Below are 12,648 nucleotides of genomic sequence, written 5' to 3'. Positions count from 1 at the left end.
TCTCACACGTCGGATAGAGCGACCCGCAATTTCTGCTCACATCTCAGAGCGGGCGTGGATGCGCTTCGGGGGAAATGTATTCATGCCTCGGTAACACATATCATACAATTATGCAACACCAGGCCACGAACACCGACACATTCGGCGATTTGAACCCAGAGCTGTCACCGATGCGAATCGCCGGTATCTATGCAGTGTTTGGGTTCGGTGCGCTTTTCGTGTCTGATCTATTGCTCCCGCGGTATCTTTCGGCGCAGCTGCTGGCGCAGGTACAGGCGCTGAAGGGGGCTATCGAGGTACTGCTGACCGCAGGCCTCATCTACGTGTTGACCCATTACAGTGAGCGACAACTGCAGCAGACAAACCAGCGGTTAGAAGACTTCGCGAGTATTGTCAGCCACGACCTCCGGAACCCGCTCAATACGATGGAGGGTTCACTGGAGCTAGCGAACGAAACGGGCAACACAGCGGACTTCGAGCGCTGTCAGCAGGCAATTGACCAGATGCGGCGTCTCATCGAGAACCTGCTGGCGCTCGCACGCGAGGGCGATCTCATCGCAGCCACAGCACCGGTCGACATGGAGGAGGCAGCCGAATCAGCCTGGCAGACAGTCGCCACAGCAGATGCCACGCTCTCGGTCGGCACCGACCGCGTCATCGAGGCCGATAGAGCGCGCGTGGAGCAACTGCTCGGAAACCTGTATCGAAACGCCGTCGAACACGGCGGTTCGGCTGTCACGGTGAGCGTCGGAGACACAGAGAATGGCTTTTTCGTCGCGGACGATGGCCCCGGTATTTCGGAGGAGGCACGCGAGCACGTCTTCGACGCAGGCTATTCGACTGCCTCGGACGGGACTGGACTCGGACTGGATATCGTGCGACAGATCTCCGAGGCACATGGGTGGGACGTCAGTGTCAGAGATCACAGCGAAGCGGGAGCCTGGTTCGAGATTACCGGCGTCCAGCGACACGACTGACCCTCCGTGTCGGTTCCCTCGATTGCGCAGCGGCCGCTTGCCGATTCGCAGCAAACACGAATCACGCGTACTACTATTATCCTGGGATGTGACTGTGCACTAGCGTTCCAGTTCGATCGGGTGGTCACGTCCGAGTGAAAACGGACGGCTGACGGAGGTACCTCGGTCTCGAACGAACTGGGTACGAGTGCAATCGCTTCAGAATGATGCAACGAGATGGACAAGACAGTCAGCCAGCGTGGGCACAGACAGCGGCCGAGGTGCTGGAGTGGACGGAGGTGTCGATAGAGGAGGGGTTGACTGCGGAGGAGGTCACGCGAAGGCGGGACCGGTTTGGTCCGAACGAACTCCACGAAGCAGAGGGGCGACGCTGGCACGAAATCCTCGTCGACCAGTTCACTAGCTTCATCGTCCTGTTGCTGGTCGTCGCAGCTATCGGGGCGTTCCTGCTCGGGGATACTATCGAGGCAGTCGCGATCATCGCCGTGCTTGCGATCAACGGGGCCATCGGCTTCGTCACCGAGATGCGCGCGGTCAGTTCGATGGAGAGCCTCGAAGAGATAACGGAGATCCACACGCGCGTCCGGCGGTCTGGCGAGGACAAAGCGATCCCCGCCGCGGAGTTGGTTCCGGGCGATATCGTCATCCTCGGTGCTGGCGACATCGTTCCAGCCGACCTGCGGATCGTCGAGTCGTCGCGACTGCAGGTCGACGAGTCGGCGCTCACCGGCGAGTCCGTCCCCGCCGGGAAAACGAGTGAGCGACTTCCCGAAGATATCCCCCTCGCAGAGCGGGAGAACATGCTCTACAAGGGGACGTACCTGACCCGCGGCACCGTCGAGGCAGTCGTCGTCTCGACGGGGCCGGACACGGAACTCGGGCAGATTTCGGCGTCGCTGCAGGAGTCGGTCGACGAGAAGACGCCGCTCCAGAAGAAACTCGACGATTTGGGACAGACGCTGGTCCCCTTCCTGCTCGTCGTAGCGACAATCGTTCTAGTCTCTGGCTGGCTCCGAGGGCAGGACCTCTTTTTGATGGTCGAGACGGCAATCGCACTGACGATTGCGACCGTCCCGGAGGGGCTTCCCATCGTCGCCACGCTCGTTCTGGCCAGAGGGATGTGGCGGATGGCCGACCGCAACGTGCTCATCACGAACCTCGGTTCCGTCGAGACGCTCGGTTCGACGACTGTCATCTGCACGGACAAGACCGGGACGCTCACGGAGAACAAGATGACTGCGGCGGTGTACGAACTGGCGAACGGCTCGGTCGAGGTGTCCGGAACTGGACTCGACACCACCGGGCAGTTCCGACACGGCGGCCACGACTCAGACGAGCCACGGAGCCCTGTCATGCGGGCGGCGCTCGAAGTGGGCGTACTCTGCAACAACGCCTCTGTGAGCGAAACGGACGGCGAGACGACGGTGACGGGCGACCCGATGGAGGTCGCACTCCTGACCGCTGGGCTGAAAGGTGGGATCGACCGGGACGAACTGCTCGAATCCCGTCAGGAAGTCAGGGAAGTTGCCTTCGACCCGGCGGTCAAGATGATGGCGACCTACCACGAGGGAGACGGGCAGTACGTGGTCGCGGTGAAAGGTGCGCCGGAGGCAGTCATCGACTCCGCGACTCGGTTGCTGACGGACGACGGAACGGAACCGCTGTCGGCCGACGAGCGAGCCGAGTGGGTCCAGAAAAGCGAGCAGATGGCCGAGGAGGGACTGCGTGTGCTTGCACTGGCCCGGAAAGAGGTAGACGAAACCGCCGAGCAGCCATACGAGGACCTGACGTTGCTGGGACTTGTCGGCTTGATCGACCCGCCACGGGAGGAGATCAGGTCGACCATTCAGGGATTTCAGGACGCGGGGATGCGGGTCGTCATGGTCACTGGCGACCACGCGGGAACGGCGAAAAACATCGCACAGAGCGTGGGGCTGGTCGAAACGGACGACGCCGAGGCTATCGAGGGCGACCAACTCGACGACCCCGAGCGGCTATCACAGTCAGACCGGGACAGATTCGTCAACGCACCCATCTTTGCTCGCGTGAGCCCCGAGAACAAACTCGACCTGATCGACCTCCACCAGAGCGCTGGCTCTATCGTCGCGATGACCGGCGACGGCGTCAACGACGCACCGGCGCTGAAACGCGCGGACATCGGCGTCGCGATGGGCCAACGCGGCACACAGATCGCCCGCGAGGCTTCGGATATGATCCTGCAGGACGACAACTTCGAGAGCATCTATCACGCCATCAGGGAGGGGCGGATCATCTTCAGCAACATCCGCAAGTTCGTGCTGTATCTCATGTCGTGTAACCTCAGCGAACTGCTGACGATACTCATCGCCGCGCTGTTGGGATTTCCCCTCCCCCTGCTTCCGCTGCAGATCCTCTTTCTCAACGTCGTGACCGACATCTTTCCGGCGTTTGCACTCGGGGCCTGTGGTGGGAGCGAAGACATCATGGATCGGCCGCCGAGGGACCCTGCAGAACCGATCATGACGCGAACGCACTGGGCTGAACTCGGATTGTATGGCGGGCTGATTGCGATTGCGACGGTCGGCGCGTTCGTGATCGGCGGCGGGATGTACGCTGGCGGCATGGAGACCGACGAAGCCGTCACTATCTCGTTTCTCACGTTAGCCTTCGCGCAACTCTGGCACGTGTTCAACGTGCGGGAGATCACCTCGGGTATCCTCGTCAACGAAGTTACCGAGAATCTCTACGTCTGGGGAGCGCTCGGGCTTTCGACGCTGATCCTGTTCGGTGCGGTCTATCTGCCCGGCATCTCGCTGGCGCTGAGCACTGCGCCAATTGGTCTCGACGGATGGGCGGTAGTGTTCGGGATGAGCCTGCTACCGCTCGTGCTGGGTCAGGGCGAACGGGAGTTCCGACGGCGGTTCGGTACGCCCCGCCTCGGAACTCGGATCGAAAACGCGCTCCGTGGGTGACCGCCGTTCACAGCCAGTGCGAACCGCTCCCCCAGAACGGGGGGCGCACTTTTCATCGTGGGCGACTTACTCTAGGGTATGACAGATGAAGACCGAATCAGCATGGACGAGACGGAACGGGACGAATTTCTGGGCGACGGCGGAACCGGCGTCATCTCGTTTACCACTGCCGCGGATGAGCCACCACACTCGGTGCCGGTCTCGTATGGCTACGACGCGACTGCGGGGACGTTTTACTTTCGGCTGTCAGTCGACGCAGACAGCGAGAAAGGTGACCTCGCGGGACGGCCCGTCTCGTTCGTGACACACCGGCGAACGGACGACAGGTGGCACAGCGTCGTCGCCAGCGGTCAGTTAGAAGCGACGACCGACAAACCGATCGCGACCGAGACGCTACAGGGACTCGAACAGACCCACATCCCGCTGTTCGACATCTTCGACCGCCCGACGCGGGAGATCACCTTCGAGTTCTATCGGCTTGTTCCGGACGAACTTACTGGCCGAAAGGAGGCGACTCCCTCGCCAGATCCGAACGCAGACGAGTGACAGTGAGCGGTCGCGAGCGCGTTGCTCCGGCAGAGGTATTCTCGAACGACTGTCGCCGACATGTTCAACACGTCCGAGTTCGTAACACTAGTCCATGATGTTACCGACCCACGCCCTCGGGGGGATGGTCCTCGGCCTCGCGTTCGGGGCCGTGGTCCCGGAGTTCGGCGGTGTCGCACTCCTCGCGGGGCTGATCGGGGGGATGTTCCCCGACCTGGACATGTACTCGGGGCATCGAAAGTCGCTTCACTACCCAGTGTACTACTCGGCGCTCGCGGCTGGTGCGCTGGTGTTTGCCGTCTCGGTTCCGGGGCTCGTGACGGTCGGGGCGGCCCTCTTCTTTCTCGCTGCGGCCGCTCACTGTGTCACCGACGTGTTCGGTGGTGGCCTCGAACTGCGCCCCTGGGAGGGGACCTCAGACCGTGCGGTGTACGACCACTATCGCCGTCGATGGCTTGCGCCACGCCGCTGGGTGCGCTACGACGGGTCGCCGGGTGATCTGCTCCTCTCGGTGTCTCTTGCTGTCCCGCTGCTCCTCGCACTCACTGGTCTCCTGCGGATCGTCGTCGTGGCCAGCCTCCTCGTCGGGACGGTGTACGCTGTCATCAGACGAACCTTGCCCGACATCGTCGAGACGCTGATCGACGACCACCTCTCGCCGGTCGTTCCCGATTCACTGCTCACGCAGATCCCCGACCGCTACCATTCTGACTCGGCCCGGTAGCGGTTAGACCGACACCTTCCGTTCTCGGCGTGCCTTCCGTCGACGCCAAAGAATCATGAGGCTCGACAGGGATTTCACATACGAATGAACGCCGCGCTGATCGCCCTCCTCGCGGGGCTTCTGGGATCGCTCTGTCTGTTGCTGTTTGTCGCAGCTCGCCGCCGGAACGTCGCCGCAGCGGTGAACACGTTCCTCTCGCTCGTTCTCGCGTTGCTCGCGGTGGTGCTCGGCGGGGGCTACTCGCCCGTGACCGAGACGGCGTTCTCACCTGAACTCCCTCTCCTGGTCGCGGTCGCCGGACTGTTGCATTCGCTCGGAATGCTGGGGTTCTACGAGTCGGTCTGGTGGTGGGACCATCTCACCCACACCGTCTCTGCGATGCTTATTGCGGCGCTGGTGTACGCCGCGCTCATCGTCGCTGCCGACGGAACAGTTCCCACGACGACTATCGCTGTCCTGACAGTCGCCTACACCTTCGCTATCGGTGTCTTCTGGGAACTGATCGAACTCGTCGCGCGTGCCGTCGGTGAGCGCTACGACATCGAACCAGTGCTGGTTCACTACGGCTGGCGGGACACCGCCTTCGACCTCGTGTTCGACGTTCTCGGGGCGATTGTGGTCGTCGTCGCGGACGTTCGACTGTTCGTCGTATTGGCTGAGGACTTTCCGCAGATCACACAGTCAGCACTGACCTGGACCGGCGGGGTGGTCACCGTCGGTTCGGTGCTGATGGCGCTCTCACTTGGTGTGATCTCACAGCGTCACGAACCGGATCGTTGATCCGCGCGCGAGTGATTTTCGCACGCCAACTACTTTCACCCGATGAGAATTACCGTTGCGTTGAAACTGATCTGTGAGCTACTACTACGCATGTACGACTCGATTCTGGTAGCGACCGATGGGAGTGCCGCCGCGAACCGTGCAGTCACACACGCGCTCGAACAGGCCGAACAGCACGGCGCACAGTTGCACGCAGTTTTCGTCGTCGACACCGACCGGTACTCCGAACCGGCGTTGAGCAGCATGGAACTGCAGACCCACGCGATCGAAGACTGGGGCAATCAGCAACTCGCGGAGATTGTCGAACGAGCCAAAGGACTCGACGTCGACGTCACCAAGCGGTGCTGTCACGGAAAGCCGTCAGTCGAGATCATCAACTACGCCGACGAGGTCGATGCCGACCTGATCGTCTTGGGCTATCAGGGACAGGATCACACGGAAACAGACCAGATCGGAAGTGTCACCGATCGAGTCGTGCAAAATGCGGGGCGAGCAGTTCTGGTTGCCACGTAGCTCTCGAGTCCGCTTTCGCTGGCGCTGCCAGCAGTCCAGCCGATAGCCATTCGAGTGATACTTGGCCGCAGATCAATTCCCACATCCGTCATAACAGAGTTACTGAAGTTAATCCCGTTCGCTATCGCCAAAATAATGAACAACTCGTTCGATATATGCCATTTGTCCACAAGACTCATATTCTGGAGCCAAGTAGCAAGAATATGTCCGAAGCCTCCCCCGACATCCCGTCCGTAGTGGAGGCCGAATTCCGGCTCCACGATTCCAGTCATCCGTTTGTCGCCGTGTCGGAGATGAAAGACTGCAGGTTCGAACTGGCCAAGTTGATCCCACGCGGGGACGGCCAGTATGCGGAATTTTTCAACGTGACGGGTGCCGAGCCGTCACAGATTGTCGAGATCGAATCCAACTACGACGAGGTCTCCGTGTGTCTGCTCAACGGATACGAGTCTGGCGGGCTCTTCGAGTTCGTCGTTTCGGAGGGCTGTCCCGCAGTTCATCTCGCCAAACGGGGTGCGCTTCCCCGGGAGGTAGCGGGCGCTGACGGACGGGGGCGCATCCTCGTCGAAATCCCCGCTCCGCACGAGCCAGCGACGGTCATCGAGGACTTTCTCGACGCTCATCCGAACGCTCGGCTCGCCTCCAAACAGGAAACAGAGAGCCTCACTCCGCTGTTTACCTCGTCGGGGGTCTCGCAGGTGCTTCAGACCAAACTCACTGACAGACAGCGGGAAGTGCTGGAGGCGGCCTTCGACGCGGGATACTACGACTGGCCGCGAACCGTCACCGGAGAGGAAGTCGCAGACCAGCTCGGTATCGCGTCAGCGACGTTCTCAGAACACATCCACAGCGCCGAGCGCAGGCTACTCGCCGCGCTCTTCGAGGGACCGCCGTCAGACTGGCCCGACGACACGGACTGACGATAGTCCATGTCTGGAGAGGCGTGAAACCGGAGCGTCGGCTTTGCAATAGCCGAGAGGGGAAGCGCAGATCTCATCCGAGTCTCAGTTCACGGATGAGCGCTCTCTGTGGGCGTTATCTCTATCCGACGGTCAGCGTGAACTGTCACCGCACACCCCTCGAAGTGAAACACCACGTAGTCGAGCGGGGACTGCTGATCTCGGTCTGTGTCTCGGCCGAATAGCTCATCGAGCGCGTCCGGATCGACCACATCGTACAGCGGATCCATGTTTGTCGGATCCGTTCCAGTCACATCGGAAACGGCTCCGAGCACGCTCTCCGCCGACGGCTCGTCGTCTGTCGTGCGGTACGTGATCGTGTCCGTGTCTGAGCTCCCACTGGATTCGTCTCGTCGAACCATCTTTTCTCCCTTCATCCCACTAGTGTCTGTCGTCACTTAGGTCACCCACCTATGTTTCGAGGCCGTTCTCGGACTTCGATGGCTATCGTCTGGCTGACACAAGCCCCTCGCTGCTCCGATACGTCTGCCCCAGAGCTGCGCGGTCACCCATCCACACAGACCTCACACTGGCAGTACTCCCGACAGACCGGCGACTCCGAACATCGGGGGTTTCGCGCCGAACAGTACGCTCGTCCGTGATCGATGAGCAGTCGGTGAAACGAGTAGTGGATGTCGTCGGGGACGCGCTCGGTCAGCAGTTCGTGGGCCTGTTCGTAGGAGGCGTCTTCGGGAATCAACTCGAAGCGCTTTGCGACACGCTCGCAGTGCGTGTCGACGGGAAAGTACGGCTTGTCGAACCGGAAGAGCAGGATAATTCCGGCCGTCTTCGGGCCGATTCCCTTGATGTTCGTCAGCCACGCGAGCGCCTCCTCGACGTCCATCTCCTCGATGAATGCCATCGAGTACTCGCCTTCGTGCTCGCGCACGGTGCGGAGTGCGTCCTGAATGCGGGCGGCCTTCTGATTGCCAAGCCCCGCGGTCCTGATCGTCTCCGCGAGGGCGTCCTGGTCGGCGTTCTCGATGGCCGCGTAGTCCGAGCCGAATTCGGAGACCAGGTCGTCCCACGCGGCGTCTCTGTTCTCGTCGCTGGTGTTCTGTGAGAGAATCGTGTGGATGAGCGAATCGACAGGCGGGATGTCACGAGGCGGGTCCGGCGTGCCGTACTCGTCGACGAGCGCGTCGTGTATCTCCCGAATCCGTTCCTCCATACGAGTCTGATACGGGCCGAGACTCTGTAAACGCCCGGAAACCGTGAGACACAAACTGCCCGGAAAACGGCCGACAGACCGCTACTCTCACTCCTCGACTGCTTCGGTGTCCGCGTTGGGCGCGTTCTGCTTGACGCTGTTGAGACCGTCTTCGGCGCCGGTACGCTCGGCGTAGCCCTGCCCGCTGTCAGCGAGGACGTTCCCGTTGCGGTGGCGGAGTCGCCAGCGCCACTTGCCCTCCGCGTCCTCGTAGATTTCGAAGGCCGCGCTTCCGATGTCGAGCGAGTGAGCCTCGGGTGCGTACTCGGTGACGCGCTTGACGGCGTCGTTTGCGCCCCGCTCGGAGGCGTAGCCCTCGCCGCCGTCGGCGATGATGTTGCCGTTCCGGTGCACGAGTCGCCAGCGATACTCGCCTGCGTTGTCCTCGTAGACCTCGAAGTCGGCGTTGCCGCCCTCGTCGACGTTTCGCTTGACGCTTTCGAGTCCCTGCTTTGCCTTCTGTCGACTCGCGTACCCCTGACCGCTGTCGGCGATGATGTTGCCGTTCTCGTGGAGGAGTCGCCAGCGGTACTCGCCCGCGGCGTCCTCGTACAACTCGAACGCGGCCGGGTCGATGCGCAGATAATCCGCGGGCTGGACGTACTGGCGAACGCGCTCGACGGCCCCGTCGCGGCCACTGCGGGAGGCGTAGCCCTCGCCGCTGTCTGCGATGATCTCTCCGTTGTCGTGTCGAAGCCGCCAGCGGTGTTTGCCCCCTGCGTCCTCGTAGGTCTCGATGGTGGCCTGACTCTCCACTTCGGGGACAAAGTCGGGTGCGTCAGCGCCCTCGACTGCCTCGTCGGTCGTCTCGATGTCGACCGCAGTCTTCTCTAGGTCGACGACGCTCGCGCCGAACGCGTCTCGCTTTACTGCACTGAGGCCTTGCTGGGCCTTCTGTCGGCTGCTGTACCCCTGTGCGCTGTCGGCGATGACGTTCCTGTTTCGGTGTCGGAGTCGCCAGCGGTACTTACCGGCCTTGTCCTCGTAGAGCTCGAACTGCGACTGGCTGTCTTCGATCCGCTGGAGGTCCACTTCCAGTGCTGCCCGTTCGGCTTCTTTCTCGGCGGCTTCTCGCCCTCGCTGTTCGGCTTCGGCGATCGCGGCGTCACGCTGGCTTTCGGCCGCTGCTGCGCGCGACTCAGCGGCCTCTTGCTCCTCACGCGGGCTAGTCACGAGCGGCGTGATCGCGCCTCCGAGCGCGATGATCAGCACGCCGAGTCCGTAGAGGCCGATGATTTCGACCTCGGACCCGTCGAATGCGGCCCCGAAGTTGTCGGGGTACGCGACGACGAACCACGCGATTGCGAGCAGACACATCACGCCGCCGAGATACGAGAGTAGCGTCGCCCCCCGCTTCAGCGGCAATCGAATGACCGGTCCGATCAACAACAGCAGCAGGGCAATTCCAGCGATCGCTGCGCCTGCTCCTCGCTCGAAGGATTCGACGTCGCTCATCATCACCAGGACGATTCCGATGAACCCTGCCACGACACCGAGCAAAAATACCCAGTATCCGTAGGCCTCGTCTTCTGTCGACGAAGTGCCAATTCTCGTGTCGTACCAGTCTACTAGCGGGTTGGGCTGTTCCTGTGTCATATACTATCTTATTCATCTGCTTTACATATAATACCCAGTGCCCGTTTCGACGATGAAGGGTTCGCGACAGGACTCGATGGAAACCTCGGCAGAGGAAACCAGTCGTGATCACCTCGGCCAACTGTCTTGCCTCCGTCAGACGCGCGTCAGACACGTCAACGGGCTTTAATATGGACGATAACCCCTAGGTACGTGTGCAAGCGTTTCGCTCAGACCCGCTCGAAGAACTCGTCATCCCCGATGGGACACACGTCGAGGAACACGACCTGGTGACAGATCGTGACGTCATCGTCGGCGGACAAAGCACGGTCGAGTTCGGCGTGCGTGGCGGAACCGTAATCGCGGGCGAGCGTGTCTCTTTCGGGGGGCATATCGAGGCAGAGGGTGATTGCCGTCTCGACATGTGGTGTGACGTCGCCGACACCGTGCTCGTCGGCGAGGACGCCTACATCGGTGAGCGCGTCCACGTGGGTGGGGAGTTGCGCGTCGCTGGGGATCTGGATATCGGTGACGACGTCGACATCGAGGACGGCTTCGAGGCAAACGGCTGGATCGTCATCCGGAATCCGACGCCGACGCTCGTCTTTCTGTTTATCTACCTCTCGCAGTTGCTCCGTCTCGGCGAAGATGAGAAGGCCGAATCGATGCTCACGGAGTTGCTCGAAGACGAACGCGAGGCCGAACCCGTCGTCATCCCGCGCAACAGCCACGTCAGTGACGACGCCTGGCGGGTCTCTGCGCCGGGACGAATTGGCTCTGACTGTCGACTGCACGGGAACATCCGCGCAGAGTCGCTGGTCGTCGGCCGCGACAACGAAATCTTCGGCAGTCTGCGGGCGAAAGACGGCATCACGCTCGGTGCGAACAGCGAGGTCACTGGCAACGTCACCACCCGGAAGGGAACCGTCCGGATCGGCCCAGACGTGACGGTTCGCGGCGACGTCTCCGGCGAGTTCGTCGAGGTCCACCAGGACGCAGACATCGAGGGTGCGATCCGCGCGAGCGAGGAGACGACGATGGTAAACGAGAATGTCGTCCCGTATCAGTACGACTCCCGAGACGAGAATCGGGAGGATATCAGTGACACAGACGACGCAGACGTGAACGAAACGGACGACGTGGACGCGAGCGCCCCGGACGACGCAAACGAGACGGACACGGCGGAGACGGAATCGGGGAAAACGACCGGAATGCAAAGCAATTAGACGATCCTCCGGACCGACCCAACGCTTAATACTAGCAGCGGATATGCGCACGTATGAGTGACGATACGGGACAGGTTGTGACCGTTACCGGACAGATCGAACCGGACGACGTCGGGGTTACGCTTCCTCACGAGCACCTCTTTATCGACCTCGTGGAGACGTGGTTCGAACCGCCCGAATCGGTCTGTGACCGGAAGACAGCACGGGAGTCGCTGTCGCTCGAAAACTACCGATACGTTCGGCAGAATCAACTCAGCATCAAGGACAACGCGAGACTCGAATCCTACGACGAAGCCTGCGCAGAGATCGAACGCTTCGCGTCGCTTGGCGGCGGAACGGTCGTCGACGTGACGCCGAAAAACGTCGGCGGCGACCCCAGACGAGTCAGGCGAGTCAGCCGTCAGACTGGCGTCAACGTCGTGCACGGCACGGCGTTTTACACGAAGCCAGCCCACCCCGCCCGCGTCAGCGAGTCCTCGGTCGACGAACTCGCAGACGAGTTCGTCAGCGACGTGCGCGAGGGGATCGGTGACACCGACGTTCGCGCCGGAATCATCGGCGAACTCGGCGTGAGCGAGGGGATCCAACCTGACGAACAGAAGGTACTGCGTGCTGGCGCTCGCGCCGCACTCCGCACCGGTGCTCCCGTCACCATCCATCCCACCGGCCGGGGGAGCGTGTGGAACAAGGACCAGACCTACCCCTCCTCTCGCTGGGGCCTCGACATCCTCGACATTCTGGAGAACGAAGGGCTGGATCCCTCGCGGGTCATCATGGGCCACATGGACCGTGACCGATACGAGCTGAAACCCGAATCGCTGACCTACCAGCGCGAGTTGGCCGACCGCGGCGCATTCGTCGAGTACGACCTGTGGGGCAACGAGAAGTACTACACGGCACACTACGACAAGAAGCCGTCCGACCCAGCCCGGATCGAAGCCGCCAGCGAGCTCGTCGACGACGGCTACGCCGACAGCCTGCTCTTTTCACACGACGTCGCATTCAAGGACCAACTCACGAAGTACGGCGGCTTCGGATACGGTCACATCCTCGAAAACATCGTCCCGATGCTGCGCGAGGCGGGGATTTCACGGGAGACCATCGATACGATCCTCGAAGACAATCCGGGCGACGCGCTCGAGTTCGTCGAGAGCGAGTGATTCACTGCCTGGCGAGAATGGACGCGC

12 protein-coding genes are annotated in these 12,648 nt (G+C 61.7%); 9 read left to right on the top strand and 3 right to left on the bottom strand.

Going from position 1 to position 12,648, the window contains the following annotated elements; translation table 11 throughout:
* The first annotated feature begins 110 nt into the window (after nt 1-110).
* The 7 genes from ACMGFL_RS11665 (at nt 111) to ACMGFL_RS11635 (ending at nt 7,411) form a co-directional block, all read left to right on the top strand.
* A complete protein-coding gene (locus ACMGFL_RS11665; protein ID WP_436935710.1) occupies nt 111-977 on the top strand; it encodes a sensor histidine kinase in 867 nt (288 codons plus the stop codon).
* 206 nt (nt 978-1,183) lie between these two features.
* Nucleotides 1,184-3,928 (top strand): cation-translocating P-type ATPase, encoded by a 2,745-nt coding sequence (locus tag ACMGFL_RS11660; RefSeq protein WP_436935709.1) that lies wholly within the window; start codon nt 1,184-1,186, stop codon nt 3,926-3,928.
* 78 nt (nt 3,929-4,006) lie between these two features.
* On the top strand, nt 4,007-4,474 hold the full coding sequence (locus ACMGFL_RS11655) for a pyridoxamine 5'-phosphate oxidase family protein (RefSeq protein WP_436935708.1): 468 nt from the start codon (nt 4,007-4,009) through the stop codon (nt 4,472-4,474).
* Nucleotides 4,475-4,568: 94 nt separating this feature from the next.
* The gene (locus ACMGFL_RS11650) at nt 4,569-5,198 is read left to right on the top strand and encodes a metal-dependent hydrolase (protein ID WP_436935707.1); all 630 of its coding nucleotides are present in this window, start codon (nt 4,569-4,571) and stop codon (nt 5,196-5,198) included.
* Nucleotides 5,199-5,282: 84 nt separating this feature from the next.
* A complete protein-coding gene (locus ACMGFL_RS11645) occupies nt 5,283-5,978 on the top strand; it encodes a DUF2238 domain-containing protein (protein WP_436935706.1) in 696 nt (231 codons plus the stop codon).
* Between the two features lie 90 nt (nt 5,979-6,068).
* Nucleotides 6,069-6,491, top strand: a complete 423-nt coding sequence (locus ACMGFL_RS11640) for a universal stress protein (protein WP_436935705.1) — start codon at nt 6,069-6,071, stop codon at nt 6,489-6,491.
* A 203-nt stretch (nt 6,492-6,694) separates the two neighbouring features.
* The gene (locus ACMGFL_RS11635) at nt 6,695-7,411 is read left to right on the top strand and encodes a helix-turn-helix domain-containing protein (protein WP_436935704.1); all 717 of its coding nucleotides are present in this window, start codon (nt 6,695-6,697) and stop codon (nt 7,409-7,411) included.
* 89 nt (nt 7,412-7,500) lie between these two features.
* Here the strand turns inward: ACMGFL_RS11635 and ACMGFL_RS11630 are convergent, their stop codons facing one another.
* The 3 genes from ACMGFL_RS11630 to ACMGFL_RS11620 all read right to left on the bottom strand — a co-directional run bounded on the left by ACMGFL_RS11630 (nt 7,501) and on the right by ACMGFL_RS11620 (nt 10,256).
* On the bottom strand, nt 7,501-7,812 hold the full coding sequence (locus tag ACMGFL_RS11630) for a HalOD1 output domain-containing protein (protein ID WP_436935703.1): 312 nt from the start codon (nt 7,810-7,812) through the stop codon (nt 7,501-7,503).
* A 143-nt stretch (nt 7,813-7,955) separates the two neighbouring features.
* A complete protein-coding gene (locus tag ACMGFL_RS11625; protein ID WP_436935702.1) occupies nt 7,956-8,621 on the bottom strand; it encodes an endonuclease III domain-containing protein in 666 nt (221 codons plus the stop codon).
* 87 nt (nt 8,622-8,708) lie between these two features.
* The gene (locus ACMGFL_RS11620) at nt 8,709-10,256 is read right to left on the bottom strand and encodes an HVO_2922 family protein (RefSeq protein ID WP_436935701.1); all 1,548 of its coding nucleotides are present in this window, start codon (nt 10,254-10,256) and stop codon (nt 8,709-8,711) included.
* A gap of 194 nt (nt 10,257-10,450) precedes the next feature.
* Here ACMGFL_RS11620 and ACMGFL_RS11615 point away from each other — a divergent pair, with 194 nt between their 5' ends.
* A complete protein-coding gene (locus tag ACMGFL_RS11615; RefSeq protein WP_436935700.1) occupies nt 10,451-11,461 on the top strand; it encodes a polymer-forming cytoskeletal protein in 1,011 nt (336 codons plus the stop codon).
* 53 nt (nt 11,462-11,514) lie between these two features.
* A complete protein-coding gene (locus ACMGFL_RS11610) occupies nt 11,515-12,621 on the top strand; it encodes a phosphotriesterase family protein (protein WP_436935699.1) in 1,107 nt (368 codons plus the stop codon).
* The last annotated feature ends 27 nt before the right edge of the window (nt 12,622-12,648 follow it).

The sequence above is a fragment of the Halovenus marina genome, from assembly GCF_051414115.1.
GTDB lineage: Archaea > Halobacteriota > Halobacteria > Halobacteriales > Haloarculaceae > Halovenus > Halovenus marina.
This window is presented reverse-complemented; position numbering and strand designations above follow the sequence as displayed.

What these genes read in the sequence shown, in the direction of transcription:
- ACMGFL_RS11645 (WP_436935706.1), top strand. Translation starts at nt 5,283, where the DNA reads ATGAACGCCGCGCTGATCGCCCTCCTCGCGGGGCTTCTGGGATCGCTC.
- ACMGFL_RS11625 (WP_436935702.1), bottom strand. Translation starts at nt 8,621, where the DNA reads ATGGAGGAACGGATTCGGGAGATACACGACGCGCTCGTCGACGAGTAC.
- ACMGFL_RS11635 (WP_436935704.1), top strand. Translation starts at nt 6,695, where the DNA reads ATGTCCGAAGCCTCCCCCGACATCCCGTCCGTAGTGGAGGCCGAATTC.
- ACMGFL_RS11655 (WP_436935708.1), top strand. Translation starts at nt 4,007, where the DNA reads ATGACAGATGAAGACCGAATCAGCATGGACGAGACGGAACGGGACGAA.
- ACMGFL_RS11650 (WP_436935707.1), top strand. Translation starts at nt 4,569, where the DNA reads ATGATGTTACCGACCCACGCCCTCGGGGGGATGGTCCTCGGCCTCGCG.
- ACMGFL_RS11640 (WP_436935705.1), top strand. Translation starts at nt 6,069, where the DNA reads ATGTACGACTCGATTCTGGTAGCGACCGATGGGAGTGCCGCCGCGAAC.
- ACMGFL_RS11610 (WP_436935699.1), top strand. Translation starts at nt 11,515, where the DNA reads ATGAGTGACGATACGGGACAGGTTGTGACCGTTACCGGACAGATCGAA.
- ACMGFL_RS11665 (WP_436935710.1), top strand. Translation starts at nt 111, where the DNA reads ATGCAACACCAGGCCACGAACACCGACACATTCGGCGATTTGAACCCA.
- ACMGFL_RS11660 (WP_436935709.1), top strand. Translation starts at nt 1,184, where the DNA reads ATGCAACGAGATGGACAAGACAGTCAGCCAGCGTGGGCACAGACAGCG.
- ACMGFL_RS11630 (WP_436935703.1), bottom strand. Translation starts at nt 7,812, where the DNA reads ATGGTTCGACGAGACGAATCCAGTGGGAGCTCAGACACGGACACGATC.
- ACMGFL_RS11620 (WP_436935701.1), bottom strand. Translation starts at nt 10,256, where the DNA reads ATGACACAGGAACAGCCCAACCCGCTAGTAGACTGGTACGACACGAGA.